The sequence below is a fragment of the Roseateles puraquae genome (assembly GCF_002205845.1).
GTDB classification, from domain to species: domain Bacteria; phylum Pseudomonadota; class Gammaproteobacteria; order Burkholderiales; family Burkholderiaceae_C; genus Pelomonas; species Pelomonas puraquae.
Map to the genome: position 1 here is coordinate 246,993 of NZ_NISI01000005.1, position 16,571 is coordinate 263,563.

At 70.8% G+C, this 16,571-nt stretch carries 11 protein-coding genes; 4 read left to right on the forward strand and 7 right to left on the reverse strand.

Annotated elements, in window-relative coordinates; translation table 11 throughout:
• The first annotated feature begins 9 nt into the window (after window positions 1-9).
• Both CDO81_RS13715 and CDO81_RS13720 read left to right on the forward strand, forming a co-directional pair.
• The gene (locus tag CDO81_RS13715; RefSeq protein WP_088483785.1) at window positions 10-2,595 is read left to right on the forward strand and encodes a PAS domain-containing hybrid sensor histidine kinase/response regulator; all 2,586 of its coding nucleotides are present in this window, start codon (window positions 10-12) and stop codon (window positions 2,593-2,595) included.
• A gap of 69 nt (window positions 2,596-2,664) precedes the next feature.
• Complete coding sequence (locus tag CDO81_RS13720) at window positions 2,665-4,314, forward strand: phosphohexomutase domain-containing protein (protein ID WP_088483786.1); 1,650 nt, start codon at window positions 2,665-2,667, stop codon at window positions 4,312-4,314.
• On the opposite strand, the gene CDO81_RS13725 is transcribed toward CDO81_RS13720, so the two are convergent.
• Window positions 4,311-5,108, reverse strand: a complete 798-nt coding sequence (locus tag CDO81_RS13725; RefSeq protein WP_088483787.1) for a class II glutamine amidotransferase — start codon at window positions 5,106-5,108, stop codon at window positions 4,311-4,313. The two genes, CDO81_RS13720 and CDO81_RS13725, sit on opposite strands and share 4 nt — an antisense overlap.
• A gap of 169 nt (window positions 5,109-5,277) precedes the next feature.
• Between CDO81_RS13725 and CDO81_RS13730 the strand changes: the two genes are divergently transcribed.
• Window positions 5,278-6,234 carry a tripartite tricarboxylate transporter substrate binding protein gene (locus CDO81_RS13730; RefSeq protein ID WP_088483788.1) on the forward strand — a complete coding sequence of 319 codons (957 nt, stop codon included), beginning with the start codon at window positions 5,278-5,280 and terminating at the stop codon, window positions 6,232-6,234.
• A 10-nt stretch (window positions 6,235-6,244) separates the two neighbouring features.
• Here the strand turns inward: CDO81_RS13730 and CDO81_RS13735 are convergent, their stop codons facing one another.
• From CDO81_RS13735 to CDO81_RS13760, 6 genes are all read right to left on the reverse strand, one after another.
• Window positions 6,245-7,264 carry a glycoside hydrolase family 5 protein gene (locus CDO81_RS13735; RefSeq protein ID WP_088483789.1) on the reverse strand — a complete coding sequence of 340 codons (1,020 nt, stop codon included), beginning with the start codon at window positions 7,262-7,264 and terminating at the stop codon, window positions 6,245-6,247.
• Window positions 7,261-8,496: an AGE family epimerase/isomerase gene (locus CDO81_RS13740; protein WP_088483790.1), complete on the reverse strand. Its 1,236-nt coding sequence runs from the start codon at window positions 8,494-8,496 to the stop codon at window positions 7,261-7,263. The genes CDO81_RS13735 and CDO81_RS13740 overlap by 4 nt, the downstream gene beginning before the upstream one ends.
• Window positions 8,493-10,664, reverse strand: coding sequence for a GDSL-type esterase/lipase family protein (locus tag CDO81_RS13745; RefSeq protein WP_158218274.1), 2,172 nt, complete (start codon window positions 10,662-10,664; stop codon window positions 8,493-8,495). The genes CDO81_RS13740 and CDO81_RS13745 overlap by 4 nt, the downstream gene beginning before the upstream one ends.
• A gap of 65 nt (window positions 10,665-10,729) precedes the next feature.
• Window positions 10,730-11,617 (reverse strand): carbohydrate ABC transporter permease, encoded by an 888-nt coding sequence (locus tag CDO81_RS13750; RefSeq protein WP_088483792.1) that lies wholly within the window; start codon window positions 11,615-11,617, stop codon window positions 10,730-10,732.
• Window positions 11,614-12,498 (reverse strand): carbohydrate ABC transporter permease, encoded by an 885-nt coding sequence (locus CDO81_RS13755; RefSeq protein ID WP_088483793.1) that lies wholly within the window; start codon window positions 12,496-12,498, stop codon window positions 11,614-11,616. The genes CDO81_RS13750 and CDO81_RS13755 overlap by 4 nt, the downstream gene beginning before the upstream one ends.
• Entirely contained in the window at window positions 12,495-13,736 is a 1,242-nt protein-coding gene (locus CDO81_RS13760) for an extracellular solute-binding protein (protein ID WP_088483794.1), read from the reverse strand. Before CDO81_RS13760 ends, CDO81_RS13755 begins: the two co-directional genes overlap by 4 nt.
• Window positions 13,737-14,052: 316 nt before the next feature.
• Between CDO81_RS13760 and CDO81_RS13765 the strand changes: the two genes are divergently transcribed.
• The gene (locus CDO81_RS13765) at window positions 14,053-16,569 is read left to right on the forward strand and encodes a glycoside hydrolase family 2 protein (RefSeq protein WP_144397243.1); all 2,517 of its coding nucleotides are present in this window, start codon (window positions 14,053-14,055) and stop codon (window positions 16,567-16,569) included.
• The last annotated feature ends 2 nt before the right edge of the window (window positions 16,570-16,571 follow it).

Sequence of the window (16,571 nt, forward strand, 5' to 3'; positions counted from 1 at the left end):
AGGTTGACGATGCAAGACCATGACGCGCCTCGTGGCGCCAGCGCAGCGCCGCCCGATGCCAGCCATCTCTTTCCCGCGGCCACGCCCTCGGCCGCGCTGCTGAGCGGGCACGACTGGACCGGGTCGTCGCTCGGGCCGCTGCCGCAATGGTGCCCGGCCTTGCGGGCCGCCGCTTCCTGGCTGGCCTCGTCGCCCGTGCCCAAGTGGTTGGCCTGGGGCGACGAACTGGCGCTGGTCTACAACGAGGCCTACGCCCGCATCCTGGGGCCCAAGCATCCGACCGCGCTGGGTGCCTCGCTGCGCACGGTGTGGGCCGAAGCCTGGCCGGCGCTGGAGGAACCCGTCACCGCCGCGCTGCGCGGCGAGGGCGTCTACCGCGAAGACTTCCAGCTCCAGGTCCAACAGGGTGACACGGTGTCGCCGGCCTGGTTTACGTTCTGGTACACGCCGCTGCACGACGAGCAGGGGGTGGTGCGCGGGCTGTTGGCCACCGTCTGGGAGACCACCGACAAGGTCAAAGCCCAGCAGACCCTGGCTGACAAACAGGCGGCGCTGCAGACCCTGGCTGCCGGCAACTTGAAGCTGGAAGCCGAGCGCCTCGCGCAGCGGCAGGAGATCGCCGAGCGCTACCGCCTGGCCGCCCTGGCCACCAATGACGCCATCTGGGACTGGCAGCTCGCCGACGGGCAGGTGGTCTGGAACCCGGCCTTGGCCCGGCTCTTCGGCCACGCACTCGAACACACCGACGCCGAGTGGTGGTTGTCTCACATCCACCCCGACGACCGCCCCCGCATCGAGACCAGCATCCATGCGGTCATCGACGGCCATGAGACGGCGTGGACGGGCGAGTACCGGTTCCGCTGCGCCGACGGCCACTACGCGCACGTATTCGACCGCGGCTCCGTGCTGCGCGACGCCCAGGGCCGCGCGGTGCGGATGATCGGGGCCATGCTCGACCTGTCATCGCGCAAGGCGGCTGAAGCCGCGCTGCGCTATAGCGAGCAGCAGTTCAAGGCGCTGTTCGAGCGCATCGACGAAGGCTTTTGCATCATCGAGTTCCTGGACGGCCCCCATGGCCCCATGAGCGACTATGTGCATGTGCTGGCCAACCCCGCCTACCTCGCCAATGCCGGGATCGCCAACGTCGTCGGCCAGAAGGTGCGCGACATGGTGCCCGACGAGGCCGATGCCTGGGTCGACATCTATCGCCGCGTGCTGGTGACCGGCGAGCCGGTGCGCTTCGAACGCGAGCTGGTGAAGACCGCGCGCTACCTGGAGCTGGCGGCGTTTCGGGTCGAGCCGCCCGAGCTGCGCCAGGTGGCGGTGCTCTTCCAGGACGTGACCGCCCGCCATCGGGCCGAGATGGCGCTGCGTGAACTCAACGACACCCTGGAGCGCCGCGTGGCCGCCGAGGTGGCCGAGCGCCTGCGCACCGAGGAGGCGCTGCGGCAGTCCCAGAAGATGGAAGCGGTGGGTCAACTGACCGGTGGCATCGCCCACGACTTCAACAACATGCTGGCGGTGGTGCTCAGCTCGCTGGACCTGCTGGACCGCAAGTTCCTGGCGGACGACCCACGGGCGCGGCGCTTCGTCGATGCGGCTCGCAATGGCGCCCGGCGTGCGGCCCAGCTCACGCAGCGACTGCTGGCCTTCGCCCGGCAACAGCCCCTCAAGCCCGAGCCGCTGGACGTGAACAAACTCGTGGCCGGCATGTCGGACCTGCTGCGTCATTCGCTGGGCGGCGGCGTGCAGCTCGAGACCGTGCTCGCCGGCGGCCTGTGGCGCACCCACATCGACCCCAACCAGCTCGAAAGCGCCATCCTCAACCTGGCCGTGAATGCGCGGGATGCGATGCCCGAAGCGGGCGAAGGGCGCCTCACCATTGAAACCGCCAACTGCCACCTCAACGAACGCTACGCCGCCGGACACCCGGGCGTGCAGGCGGGGCAGTACGTCATGGTGGCCGTGACCGACACCGGCACCGGCATGCCGCCCGATGTCGTGGCCAAGGCCTTCGAGCCGTTCTTCACGACCAAGGAAGTCGGCCGCGGCACGGGCCTCGGCCTGAGCCAGGTGTACGGTTTCGTGCGCCAGTCGGGCGGGCACGCCAAGATCTACTCCGAGCCCGGGCATGGCACCACCGTCAAGCTCTACATGCCCCGCCTGATGGGCGACGTGGTCGTGGTCGAGGACGTCGAGCAGGCGCCGGCCGGTCTGCATGGCGACGGGCAGGAGCTCATCCTCGTCGTGGAGGACGAGCCCTCGATGCGCGCGCTGTCGGTCGAGTCGCTGCAGGAGCTGGGCTACCGTGTGCTGGAGGCCGATGGCGCGGCGACAGCCTTGCGGCTGCTGGAGGCGCATGCCGACATCGCGCTGCTCTTCACCGACGTCGTCATGCCCGGCATGAATGGCCGCAAGCTGGCCGACGAAGCCTGCAGGCGTCGCCCCGGGCTCAAGGTGCTGTTCACCACCGGCTATACGCGCAACGCGGTGGTGCACAACGGGGTGCTGGACGCCGGGGTCCACCTGATCGGCAAACCGTTCACGCTGGACGAACTCGCCAGCCGCGTTCGCGAGGTGCTGGACGCGGTGTAGGCGGGGGCCTGCACGCCGTGCGGACGGCGTCTGACACGCCGGGTCCCGGCGCTTGGGCAGCATCAGGGCATGCGTGCCGCCCGACACCCGCTCGCCGGCCAGCCGGCACCGCCTGACGCGCTGATCGACCCGGAGGCGCTGCGCGAGGCCTACTTCTCGCGCCGCCCCGACCCCGCCAGCCCGGAGCAGGCGGTCGCCTTCGGCACCTCCGGCCACCGTGGGTCGTCTCTCGACGGGTCGTTCAACGAATGGCATGTGCTGGCCATCACCCAGGCCGTGTGCGACTACCGGCGCCGGGCCGGCATCCGCGGCCCGCTCTTCCTGGGGGCAGACACGCATGCGCTGTCGGCACCGGCGCTGGCGAGCACGCTGGAAGTGCTGGTGGCCCATGGGGTGGATGTGATGCTCGCGCCGGACGGCCAGTTCACGCCGACCCCCGCGGTCTCGCTGGCCATCCTGGCCTTCAACGAAGGCCGCGACGGCAGCGACCGGGCCGATGGCATCGTGCTGACGCCGTCGCACAACCCGCCGCGCGACGGCGGCTACAAATACAACCCGCCACACGGCGGCCCGGCAGAAGCCGCCATCACCGCCGACATCCAGGCGGCAGCCAATGCCTACCTGGCCCGGTCGCTGAACGGTGTGCTGCGGCGCGACCCGGAGCGGGCGCTGGCGACGTCCTGCTGCCACGTCTACGACTTCCAGACCCGCTACGTGGAGGCGCTGGGCGACGTGGTGGATTTCGATCTCGTGCGCGCAGCCGGCCTGCAGCTGGGGGTGGACCCTCTCGGCGGGGCGGGCGTCGACTACTGGCCAGCCATTGCGGAGCGCTACCGTCTGCCGCTGACCGTGGTGAGCACCGAGGTGGACCCACGCTTCGCCTTCATGACGCTGGATGCCGATGGGCAGATCCGCATGGACCCATCGTCACCCTGGGCCATGCGCCGCCTGACCGCGCTGCGGGACCGTTTCGACGTGGCCTTTGCCTGCGACACCGACCATGACCGCCATGGCATCGTCACCCGCAGCGGCGGCCTCATGCCGCCCAACCAGTACCTCAGCGTGGCGGCGGACTACCTGCTGCGCCACCGCCCCGCCTGGGCGCCGGAGGCCGGCATTGGCAAGTCGGTGGTCACGACCGCCCTGATCGACCGGATTGCCCGTCGCCTGGGTGGTCCGCTGCTGGACATGCCCGTGGGCTTCAAGTGGTTCACCGAAGGGTTGTGTGCCGGCCGGCTGGGCTTCGCCTGTGAGGAGAGTGCCGGTGCCACGCTGCGGCGCCGCGACGGCCGACTGTGGACGACCGACAAGGACGGCATCGCCGCCGCCTGCCTGGCCGCCGAGATCACCGCGCGCACCGGGGCGGACCCCGGCATCTACTACTCCGGCCTCACCGCCGATCTGGGCGAACCGCTGGCCGACCGGGTCGAAGGGCCCGCCACCCGCGCGCAGAAGGCCCAACTGGCCGCCCTCACCGCGGCCGACCTGCCGGCACGGTCCCTGGCCGGCGAGGCGGTCACGGCGGTGCTGGATCGGGCACCCGGCAACGGTCAGCCGCTGGGAGGCATCAAGGTGTGTACCGCCAATGGCTGGTTTGCCGCGCGGCCCTCGGGCACCGAAGACCTGTACAAGGTCTACGCCGAGAGCTTTCGGGACGAGGCTCACCTGCGTCAGCTCATGCGCGAGGCGCGCCAGCTGGTGGATGCAGCGATCGCTTAGGCCGCCAGTGCGGCCAGCCCTTCGCTGACGAAGACGCAGTCGCCGTCCTGGAACACGCGCACCTCGCCCGGGGCGAACGCCTGCCAGGCCTCGCCGTGGGTCAGCGGCTCGGTGGACACCAGCGCCATGCGGTCGGCCGGGTTGTTGACGGTGGCCAGGTCCACGCTCAGGTCACCGTCGCGCAGCGACACATGGCCGAAAGGCGGGCGGCGTTGCAGCCAGTGCAGGCGGGTGGAGGCATGCGCCAGCATCGCCCGGCCATCGGTCAGCAGCAGGTTGAAGCGGCCGTGCTCGGCGATCTCGTGCAGCCAGGGCGTGAGGGTGGCGGCCAGCTCGGGCCAGTCGGGCAGGCGGCTGCCGAAATGCTGCTGCAGGCGCTGCATCAGCCAGCAGAAGGCGCGCTCGCTGTCGGTCTGGCCGGCGGGCGTGAAGCTGCCGTCCAGGGCGGGGGAGAAGTCCTTCAGGCAGCCGTTGTGGGCAAAGACCCAGGTGCGGCCGGCCCATTCGCGGCGAAAAGGGTGGCAGTTCTCCAGGGTGCGGGCGCCCTGGGTGGCCTTGCGGATGTGGGCCAGGATGTTGCGCGCCCGCACCGGGTGCTGCGCCAGATGACGCGCGAGGGCCGATTCAGCGGCCGGGGTGTCTTCCACCGTCACTTCGCAGCGCTCGCCTTCGTGGAAGGCCACGCCCCAGCCGTCCACGTGGTCGGCGGTGCGGCCGCCGCGGGCGGCAAAGCCGCTCAGGGAGAAGGTGGCGGCAGCCGGCTGGCGGCTGTTGAGGGCGAAAAGCTCACACATCGGACGGGGGGCGGAAGCAGTCGGTGCTGTGGCAACGCCGCCAGTCTGACGGCGGATGACAGAAATCCCAACAAAGCTTTCGTCATCTGCTTATGCCTGTGCGGGTTGTCACGCGCCAAGGCCCCGCGAGCCAGGGGTAGGCTCGGCGCAGGACCTTCCAGGAGACACCATGCACAAGATCCTCGTCGCCGGCCTGCTGGCCCTCGCCAGTGCCGCACCCCAGGCCCAGGAGGCCGGCTGGCCGTCCAAGCCGCTGCACTTCATCGTGCCTTTCGGCCCGGGCGGCGCCAATGACATCGTGGCCCGCACCGTGGCCGAGGCCACGGCCAAGCAGCTCGGCCAGCCCATCATCATCGAGAACAAGCCCGGCGCCGGCTCGATGATCGGCGCCACCTACGTGGCCAAGGCGGCCCCGGACGGCTACACCTTCCTGACCCCCGCGGCAGGCGTCATCACCAACGCCCTGATCAAGTCGCGCATGCCCTATGCCGAGGACGATCTGGTGCCGGTGGTCATGATGGCGGTGAGTCCCTCCGTGATCGTCGTGCCGGCCGACTCACCGGTGAAGGACCTCAAGGGGCTGATCGCCGCCTCCCGCAAGGGGCCTGGCCTGAACTTCGCGACCGCCGGCACCGGCAGCACCCCGCATTTCGTGGCCGAGATGCTGAAGCTCAAGGCCGGCGCGAAGCTGCAGATCGTGCCCTTCAAGAGCGGCTCGGAAGGCATGGCGGCCGTGGTGGGCAACCAGGTGGACGCCACCTCCGAGGCCAGCCCGGTGGTGCTGTCCATGGTCAAGGCGGGCAAGCTGCGTGCGGTGGCGTCGACCTGGAACCGCCGCATCGCCGCGCTGCCCGACCTGCCCACGGCCCAGGAGCAGGGCTTTGCGGATGTCTCCATCGGCCACTGGTCCGGCGTGTTCGCGCCCAAGGGCACGCCGGAGGCCATCCTCGACAAGCTCAACGCCGCCGTGAACGCAGCGCTGAAGTCCAGCGAGTTGCGCGCCAAGCTCATCCCGCTCGCGATTGATCCGACCGGCGGCAGCCGCGAGGACTTCCGCAAGTTCCTGGCCGCCGAGAAGGCGCGCCTCGCGCCGGTGGCCAAGGCGGCGCAGATGAAGGAAGACTAGGCGCCAGCCTTCAGGGCTGCTTCAGGAAGGGCGCGAGCCACCGCATCTGCGGCTTGTCGCGCCCGTCGGCCGTGGGCTCCAGGGACAGGAAGTAGTCGCCCCAGGTCGGGCCGCCGGCCCACCAGAGCCAGCCGGTCCAGACGTCGGCATTGGCCTGCAGGTGCTTCAGCGCGCCCACCACGGCCTGTTCGCACACCGCGTTGGCACCGCCGCCGAGTTCGCCCAGCAGGGCGCGGCGCTTGTGCTCCCGCAGCCAGGCCGTGAAACGCCTGAGCCGCTCAGCACCGATCTCGGGGCTGACGCAGTCGGTGCTGGTGCCCGAGCCATCCTTGTCGAAATACTGGTGCACTTCATAGACCATGTGGTCAAGCGGGTCGCGCACACGGCCCATCACCTGCGCATTGGGCGTGCCATACCAGGTGCTCTCGAACCAGCTCCAGGCGCCGGTGTAGCCGTTGCCCGGCACGGTGATGAGGTTGGTGGCGCCGGTGGCGCGGATGGCATCGATGGCGGCCTGGGCGGCCTGGGCCCAGGTTTCGGTGGGCATGTTGCGCGGCTCATTGACCAGGCCGAACTGCACGCGCGGGTTGTCCTTGAACACCAGGGCCAGGCGGCGCCAGAAGTCGGCGAAGGCCGCGAACGGCACCTCCGGCTTGCCGATGTGCACGTCCTTGTAGGCGGCGTAGTTGTGGGGGTCCAGCAGCACATGCAGGCCGCGGGCGGTGGTGCCGTCGACGAACTCGCGCAGCCGGCCCAGCTCCGTCGGGTCGAGCTCGCCGCCCAGCACCGGCTGCAGCCGCTCCCAGCGAAAGGCGATGCGCATCAGGTTCATGCCCTGGGCCTGGTAGTAGGCGGTGCTGGCGACGCTGGGGTAGACGTAGTCCTTGCCGTAGGTGCCGGGGAAGGGCAGCTTCTCGCCCCATTCGGCGCTGGACAGGCTGATGCCGCGCCAGGGCAGGGGCTCGGTCGCCTGCGTCGGTGGGGTGTGCAGCGCCAGCAGCGTGGCGACGAGGGTCAGGGTGTGCTTCATGCGGTGACCTTGGCGGGCGGGGTGATGCCGAGTGCGGCCAGCACGTCCTGGCAGGCGCCCAGGGTGTGGTAGTCGGTCTTGCCGGCGGGGCTCTTCTCGTCGGTGAGCTTCTGGTTGGCCGGGCCGAGGATGCGGTACCAGGCGCCGTGCTCGTGGTCGACGAAGTGCTGCCAGGCATAGGCCCAGAGCCGGTCGTACCAGTGCCAGTAGGCCTCATCGCCCGTGCGCACCGCCAGCCAGGCGGCCGCGGCCAGGCTCTCGGCCTGCACCCAGAAGTACTTGTCGGCATCGCACACGCCGCCGCCTTCCTGCGCCGGGGCGAAGCCATAGACCAGGCCGCCGTGCATGTCGTCCCAGCCCTCGTGCATCGCGGTGTCGAAGAAGTGGCGCGCCGTGGGCAGCAGCCAGGCCGGCGCCGCGGCGCCCAGGCGCCGCTCCAGCATCAGCAGCAGCTTGGCCCATTCGGTCAGGTGACCGGTCTGGAAGCCCCAGGGGCGGAAGATGTTGGTCTTGTCGTCGCGGTTGTAGTGCCAGTCGGGCGTCCAGTCGGGGTGGTAGTGCTCCCAGACCAGGCCACCGGCGAGCGCTGCCTGGCGTTGCGCGATGCCGGTGGCCAGCGTCAGGGCGCGGTCCAGGTAGCGCGCCTCGCCGGTGGCGGCATGGGCCGCCAGCATGGCTTCGCAGGCGTGCATGTTGGCGTTCTGGCCGCGGTAGGGCCTGAGCTGCCAGCCGGGCGTGGCCTCGTCGGCATACAGGCCGTGGGCGGCCTCCCAGAAGCGTTGCTCCATCAGCTCGAAGGTGGCAGCCACGCCCTCGCGTGCGCCCGGCACGCCGGCCTCGGCCGCATGGGCGTGGGCCAGCAGCACGAAGGCCAGGCCATAGCAGTGGTTCGTGCCGTCAAGCACCGTGGCGCGCTGCTCATGCCAGTCCAGCACCCAGGCGTAGCCGCCTTGCGGCTGGGCATGCGCATGCCGCACGAAGGCCAGGGCATGGGCCACGTCGTCCGTCGGCGCGCCGAACCAGCGCCAGGCCAGCGCGTGGTTGAACACGAAGCGGGTGCTGCTGACGAGGTGCCGGGTGCGTCGGTCGTAGATCTGGCCGTTGTCCTTGAAGAACTGGAAGCAGCCACCGCTCGGGTCCATGACCCGCGGCGCATAGAAGGCCAACGTGTGGCGCATGTGGGCCCACAGGGCCGCGGGCTGGCGGAAGTCGGGCAGGGCAGGTGACGTCATGGCAGGACTTCCTCCTTCAGGAAGCGGGTGAGTTCATCGGCCATCCGCGTGTGCACGTCCAGCCGCGGATGGGCCCAGGCAAAGGCGTTGAAGCGGTAGGTCCATACCCGGCGGTCGCCTTCGCAGTGCAGCGTGGCCACGGTTTGCTGCAGCGCCTGCAGCAGCGCAGGCTCGTCCTTCCAGGCCGTCATGCCGCCGATCAGCAGCACCAGCCGGGCGTCGGGGTAGCGGGTGCGCAGGGTCCGCACGAAGGCGAGGTAGCGGCCGCCGAAGTCGGGTGACATGCGCTGGCCCTTGGACGCCGGGAAGCCGTGGTCGTTCTGGCCCAGGTTGACGAGCACCACGTCGGGCGCGCGGTCGTCCACGGCGGCCACCGGCGCGTCCACCCGTGGGGCGAGCCGGTTCCAGACCTGCGGCATCAGGGTGTCGCCCCAGGTGGCCGTGATGCCGATGCCGCTGACCGCGATGCCAACGTAGTCGGCGCCGAGCCGCGCGGCCGTCTGGGCGCCGTAGGCGCGCGTGCCGTCGTGGAAGAAGAGATCGTCGTACTGGTCGTCGCCGGGGTCGCCCAGGCAGGCGCCGGCAGTGATGGAGTCGCCGTAGAACATGAGCCGCAGCGGGCGCGCCGGTGGCGGTGCGAGCAGCTGCGCACCGGGCGCCAGGCGCAGCCCCAGGAACAGGCTCTCGGCCATGCCGGCCTCGGTGCGCTTGAGCACGCGCAGCTCATGCTCGCCGCCCGTCAGCGGCGTGGTCAGCCGCCATTCGCCCTCGCTATTGCCGGGCACGCTCAGCACCTGCCGCCGGCCGTCGACCTCCACCGCGTAATGTGCCGTGCCCCAGTGCCGCGAGGCGAAGCGCAGCGTCAGCGCATCGCCGGTGAAGCGGGCGCGCAGCTCGCTGCCGCTCCAGGTCACGAGGCGTGCGCCGCCCTCGGCCGGCCCGATGCGGCCGACCCAGCGCAGCTGCGGGTCGTCGGGGGCCACAAGGCCGGTCGTGGACGGGCTCAGCGGCAGCCGCTCGAAGGCGCTGGGGCGCTGGTCCTTGGGGTAGAGGCCGGCCTGCATCAGCGCCAGCAGCGAGGCGGGTCGGCCGCTGCCCGCCCACTCGTCAGGCTTCATGCGCACCTGCAGCAGATGGATGCCGGGCTCCAGGTCGCGGCCGACCACCGTGTAGTGCCAGCCGAGGTAGCCGCGCCGCTCGGGCACCTGGCCGCGCAACGTGACCCAGGGGCCGTCGTCCACGCGGGCTTCGAGGTTGCGGTAGGCCTCGCTTTCGGCATGGAAGACCGCCACCTCGCTGCCCCAGGCCAGGAAGCGTGCCTCGGCATCGTCGGCGGTGCTCGTCCAGCCGGGCTGCTGGCCAGGCCACTCGGGGTGCACTGCGCCGCCGCGCGTGAAGCCGTGCTGCGCGTAGGGCTGCAGGCGTTCGCCCATCGCCAGGCGGGTGAACTCATGGGCGTGGCCGAAGAGCGGCGCCGGCAGCCGGGCCGGGGCTGCAGCCGGTGCGGCAGCCGCTGCGCGCAGGGTTTCGGCCAGGGCCAGCGCAATGCGTTGATGGCCGGTGCCGTTGGGGTGCACCGGTTCGTCGTAGAGCGTGGCCCAGCGATCCTCACCCGCGTCGACCCGTGCCTGCATCCAGGCGCCGAAGTCCAGGGCCGTGAGGCCGTAGTGGGCGGCCAGGCGCAATTGCAAGTCTGGCGCCGTGCGCGGCTGGTTGCCTTGCTGGGTCAGCGCCAGCACGACGACCGCGGGCGCCTGCCGGGCCTGCAGCAGGCGGCGCAACAGGCCTTCGTAGCTGCTGCCGCGCACGGCCGGGTCCAGCCACTCGTCGTTGACGCCGAACTCGGTGATGACGAGATCTGGCGTTGCCGCCAGCACCTGGGCCTCCACGCGCTGCACGGCCGCGGCCGAATCGGTACCGCTCAGGCCCGCGTTGACCAGCTTGACCCGCGGCCCGAGCGCGCGGGCCAACAGTGCCGCCCAGCCGCGCTCGCGCGGCGGCTGTGCGGCATAGCCGGTGGTGATGGAGCCCCCCAACGTCACGAGCGTGACCGGCTCGCCAGCGGCCAGCTTCTTCATGACGGCCTGCAGGCGCGCGTCGGCCTGGGCGGCGCAGGGCAGGGCGAGTGAGGTGGCCAGGGCCAGTCCTTTCAACCAATGGCGATTCATGTCGTTCTCTGAGGAAGGGGGAGCGCCTCGCCGGTCATGTGCGTCCGCGCCGGGCGCTGCGAGGCTCATTTGGTGGCACCGGCGGTGAGGCCGGCGACGAACTGTTTCTGGAACAGCAGGAAGAGCAGGATGGCCGGCAGCGAGGCGAGCAACGACCCTGCCATCAGCACGGCGGCCGCCTGCGGGTTGTAGCTGAGGTCGCCGGCCATCTTGCCCAGCTGCAGGGGCAGGGTCAGGGCGGAGGCGTCGTTGACGACGAGCAGCGGCCACAGGAAGTTGTTCCATTCGCCGACCGCCACCGGGATCGCGATGGCGGCGAGCGACGGCCGCAGCACGGGCAGCACCACGCTCCACCAGATGCGCAGCGTGCCAGCGCCATCCAGCGTGGCGGCGCTGATGAGTTCATCCGGTACCGCGGCCAGGGCCTGGCGGAAGTAGAAGACCACGAAAGCCTTGGCCAGGCCCGGCACCATCAGCGCGGCGAAGCTGTTGATCCAGCCGAGCTGCGCCACCGTCACGAAGTTGGGGACGATGGTCACCTCCCAGGGCAGCATCATCGACAGCAGCAGCGCGCGGAACAGCCAGCGGCTGCCCGGAAAGGGCTTCTTGGTGAGTACGAAGGCCACCAGCGAGGCCGCCAGCAGGCTCACGACCGTGACCACCGCCGTGACCAGCAGGCTGTTGGCATAGAAGCGCAAAAAGCCGTGGCCCTCGACGCTGACCTGCAAGATGCCGGCGAGCCGGTCGGGGTCCGCGGTGGTGCCGGCCCAGTCGGGGTTGAAGAAGTTGCGTGTGGTGGCGGCTTGCGGCCAGGGCGTGGGCGGCTGTCGCAGCAGTTCAGCCACGGGCTTGAAGGCGCCGATGGCCATCCAGTAGTAGGGCAGCAGCATGGCCGGCACGAGCAGCCACAGGGGCAGGCGCAGCATCGGGAGCAGCCAGCGCGCCGGTTTCATCGGCCGGTCTCCTGGCCGATGAGCTTCAGGTTCAGCCAGGTGAGGCCGAACAGCAGCAGGGTGAGCACCCAGGCGGCCGCCGAGGCCAGCCCAAGGTCCAGGTGGCGAAAGCCCCGGTCAAACAGATAGGTGACCAGCATCAGCGCCGAGTCCAGCGGCCCGCCGAGGGTGTCGACCGCGCCGTAGAGCAGGTAGGGCTCGTAGAAGACCTGAAAGCTGGCGATCATGCCCGTCACGCTCACATATACCAGCGTGGGCCGCAGGTTGGGCAGGGTGATGTGGCGCAGTTGCTGCCAGCGCGAAGCGCCATCGAGCCGCGCGGCCTGGTAGAGCTCCTGCGGGATGGCGCGCAGCCCCGTCACGAAGATGACGAGGTTGTAGCCGAGCACCGACCACACGCCCACCAGCACCAGCACCGGCAGCGTCCAGCCCGGGTCGCCCAGGAAGCGCGCCGGCGCCAGGCCGAACGCTGCGCGCAGGCTGTTGAAAAGCCCGTAGGCCTCGGAGTTGGCGAGCCACTTCCAGGCCGAGATCGCCCCCACGCCGCCGGCGACCGACGGCAGGAAGAAGGCCACGCGCACCGCCTGATGCAGTCGGGAGTTGCTGCCGAAGTTCAGGGCCAGGACCAGGCCCAGCAGCACCGCGATCGTCGAGACCGAGGCCATGTAGGCGGCGGTGTTGCCCAGCGCCGTCCAGAAGCGCTCGTCGGCCGCCAGCTCGGCGTAGTTGCGCAGGCCGATGAAGCGCGGCGCGTCGGTCGCGTGGTAGTCGGTCAGGCTCAGCCAGGCCGAACGCAGCACGGGCCAGATGCCGAACAGGCCGAACAACGCAAAAAAAGGCGTGACGAGGGCGATGTCTCGGCCATGGCGGCGCCAGTTCATTGCTGGGCCTCCAGCGTGCGGTTCATGACGGCAGCGGCGCGGCGGAGCTCGGCCTGCGGGTCGGCGCCAGCCAGCACCACGCGCTGCACCGCGCGGGTGACGAGGTAGTCCTGCCGGATCCAGGCCGGGCAGGGTGGCGGCCCCTCGGCATCGGTGAGCTGGGCGATCAGTGCGTCGCGATGGGGCAGGGGCAGGCCGGCGATCTGGTCGGGTCGGCCGGCGGGCAGCCACATGCCGCCGTAGGCCAGGGCCGCCTCGGCCATGCGCCGGGTCACGTCAGGCTGGTAGACGGTGCGCAGGAAGTCCAGCGCCCGCTCTCGCTGTGCCGAGAAGCGCGTGATGGCCAGCACCGTGCCGCCCAGCACCGCGGTGCGCCGGCCGCTCGGCCCCGCCGGCAGCGCGGCGGCGGCCCACCGGCCCACCAGGCCCTTGTGCACCATGTCCATGCGGGACAGCAGCCAGGTGCCGCTTTGCATCAGCCCGTACTGCCCGCTCTCCAGCCCGCCGTCGGCATCGGGCCAGCCGTCGGTGGGCGCGTTGAGGTCGCGGTAGAGGCGGGCGTAGAAGGTGAGGGCCTGGACGGCGGCGGGGCTGTCGAGCACCGCGCGTCGGCAGTCGGCGTCGTAGACCGCCCCGCCGGCTTGGCGCAGATAGGGATAGAAACCGAGCCAGCTGGTGTTGCCCCATTGCTGCGCATAGCCGTGGCCGCGCTCGCGCAGCCGCCGGCCTGCGGCCAGCAGCCCCGCCCAATCGGCAGGCGGCGCGTCCAGCAGATCGGTGCGGTAGTACTGCAGCTGCAGGTGCATCTCGAAGGGCGCGCCATACAGGCGCCCGTCCTTGCGCTGGATGGCCCGCAGCGCACCGGGATTGGCCTGCGCGGCCAGCGTGGCCGCCAGATCGGGGGCGGCTTGGGCGAGGTCCACCAGGGCGCCTTTGTCGCCCAGGGCCAGGGCGTAAGACGTGCTGCCCGTAATGAGGTCGGGCCCGCGCCGGCTGGCCAGCGCGGCCGAGTACTTGGTCATCGCGTCGGCCCAGGGCACATCGCGCACCTCGACCTCCACTTCGGGGTGGCGCGCCCGGTAGGCGGCGACGGCGGGCTGCAGCACCTGGGGCGTCTTGTCGTCACCCACCATCCACACCACCAGCCGCGGCGCGGGCGCGGCCTGGGCGGGGGGCGCCAGTGCCGGCTGGCCCAGGGCCAGCGCCAGCAGCGCGCCCGGAAAGATCAGGGCTTTCATGGATGGCGGGAACGCCCGGCCTCGGAAGGCCGGCTTGTCTCATAGATGTTTACTAAACGAATGGCATTATGTTCGCCTGTTGCGTGATCGGGCGAGTTGTTTCCTGGATAAAACATCGGGAATATCCCCGAGTGTGGGTCGTCTGACTGAGAAACAGAATGCGCAACAAAACAATGTTTAGCTTTGCTTGAGGCGAAGCAGGAGACAAGGCGCAGCCGCCCTTCAAGCGCTGCGTGACGCGGGGCCCCGACGGTTTTGCCGGTGCCGCGCGGGCTCTTCTGCCAAGCGCTCTGGCGCCTGCCCCCGCGACGACCCCGTGACCCTCGAACGATTGATCAACCTGCATGACGGCTGGCAGCTGGCCGAAGCGCCCGAGCGCGTGGACGGCGCTTCGCTGGCGGCGCTGCCTCGCGAAGCCTGGCTGCCGGCCCAGGTGCCGGGCACGGCCCATGGCGCCCTGCTGGCGGCCGGCCGTATCCCGGACCCGTTCTACGGCTGCAATGAGCTGGCGGTGCGCTGGGTGGCCGAGCGCCGCTGGGTCTGGCGGCTGGATTTCGACGGCGGTGAATTCGCGGCGCAGGAAGACCTGGTCTTCGAAGGCCTGGACACCTACTGCAGCGCCTGGCTCAACGGCGAGCTGCTGCTGCGCAGCGACAACATGTTCGTGGCCCACCGCGTGCCGGTGAAGGAGCGTCTGCGCCCCGGCGCCAACCAGCTGCTGCTGTGCTTTGAGCCGCCGCTGGCCGCAGCGCGCGCGGTGGAAGCCGTGCATGGCAAGCGCGCCCTGTGGAATGGCGACAGCGCACGCCTGCATGCGCGCAAGGCGCAGTACCACTTCGGCTGGGATTGGGGCCCCGAGCTGCTCGTCAGCGGCCCCTGGCGCGCGGTGCGCCGGCATGCCTGGTCCGCCCGTGTGGCTGAACTGGCCTGCCGCAGCGAGGTGGATGTGGTGGCCCGCCACGCGACGCTGCAGGTGGCGGTGGAGGTGGCTGGCGCCGGGGCGGAGCACCGCTGCGTGATCGAGCTGCAGGACCCCGACGGCCGTGTCGTCGCCACACGCGACCTGCCGGCCGATGCGGCCCGCACCACGATCGAAGTGCCGGATGCGCGGCTCTGGTGGACCCGCGGCCTCGGCGAGCAGCCGCTCTACACCGTGGTGGCCCGCGTGATGGCCGGCGCGCAGCTGATGGCGCAGGACCAGCGCCGCATCGGGCTGCGGCGCTTGCGCCTGGTGCAGGCCCCGGTCGAGGGCGAGGCGGGCAGCAGCTTCCACTTCGAGCTCAATGGCCAGGACCTGTTTGCCGGCGGCGCCAACTGGATTCCTGACGACAACCTGCTGGAGCGCATCACGCCCGCGCGCTACCGCGAGCGCGTCGGCCAGGCGGCGGCCGCGAACATGAACATGCTGCGCATCTGGGGTGGCGGCATCTATGAGCACGAGGCCTTCTACGAGGCCTGTGACGAGCTCGGCCTGCTGGTCTGGCAGGACTTCATGTTCGCCTGCGGGCTCTACCCCGCGAATGCCGCATTCCAGGCCAGCGTGCGTGCCGAGGCCGAAGCGGCCGTCAAGCGCTTGCGCCACCACGCCTGCCTGGCGCTCTGGTGCGGCAACAACGAGGACTACATGCTGGCCGAGTCGGTCGGCCTTGCCGGCCCGGGCGTGCCAGCCGACAAGTTCGAGGCGCGGGCGATCTACGAAGGCCTGCTGCCAGACGTGTGCTCGGCGCTCGACCCCGACCGGCCCTACTGGCCCGGCAGCCCATTCACCCCGGGCGACGGCGCGCGCAGCAGTGATGCCACCGTGGGTGACCGGCACAGTTGGGAGGTCTGGCACCAGCAGATGCTGCCCTACCAACGCTACGGCGACGTGCAGGCCCGCTTCGTCAGCGAGTTCGGCATGCAGTCGCATCCGTCGCTGGCGCTGCTGGAATCGGTGCTGCCGGAGGAGGAGCGCTTCCCCGAGAGCCGCACGGTGCAGTGGCACAACAAGGCGGGCTCGGCCGCCGGGCCCGATGGCCACCGGCGTCTGTCGGTCTACCAGGCCGACAACCTGCGCGCCACCACGACGCTGGCCGGCCATGTGTACGCCACCCAGTTCGTGCAGGCCGAGGCGATGCGCGTGGCCTACCAGGACTTCCGCCGCCGCTGGCAGCGCCCCGGCGCGCGCGCGGTGGGCGGGGCGCTGGTGTGGCAGCTCAACGACTGCTGGCCTGTGACCAGCTGGGCCCTGATCGACGCCGCCGGCACGGTCAAGCCCGCCTGGCATGCGGTGCGCCGGGCGCTGGGCTCGGTGGCGGTCGCGGTGCGGCTGGAGGCGGCCGGTGTGCGGCTGGCCGTCATGCATGCACCGCCCGCGGCCCGCGCGTTGCTGTGCGAGCTTCGGGTGTTCTCGCTCGACGGCCGGCTCCTGGCGCGGATCAGCCAGCCGGTGGTGGCGCCTGCGTCCGGCACGGTCGAGCTGACGCTGGCGCTGGACGTTCCGGCCGAGCCGGTGGTGGCCGAAGTTCGCGCACTGGATGAGCAGGGCGACGAACTCGCCCGCGACTGCGCCTGGACCGAGCCCTTCCGCTTCTACCGCCTGGGCGGCGCGCGTCTGGCCATCGACGTCGACCCCGACGGCCTGGGCCTGCGCCTGGCCACCGATCGCCCGGTCAAGGGCCTGTGGCTGACCGTGCCGGCCGGCGTGGTGCTGGCCGACAACTTCGTCGATCTCGTGCCCGGCGCGCCCCGTCGCGTCGGCATGACGGGTGCCTTGCCCGCGGCCCTGAAGGTCGCGGCGCTGGATCACGCCGACGCTGTCGTCGCGCTGTCAAAGGCAAAGGAGGTTGGATGAGC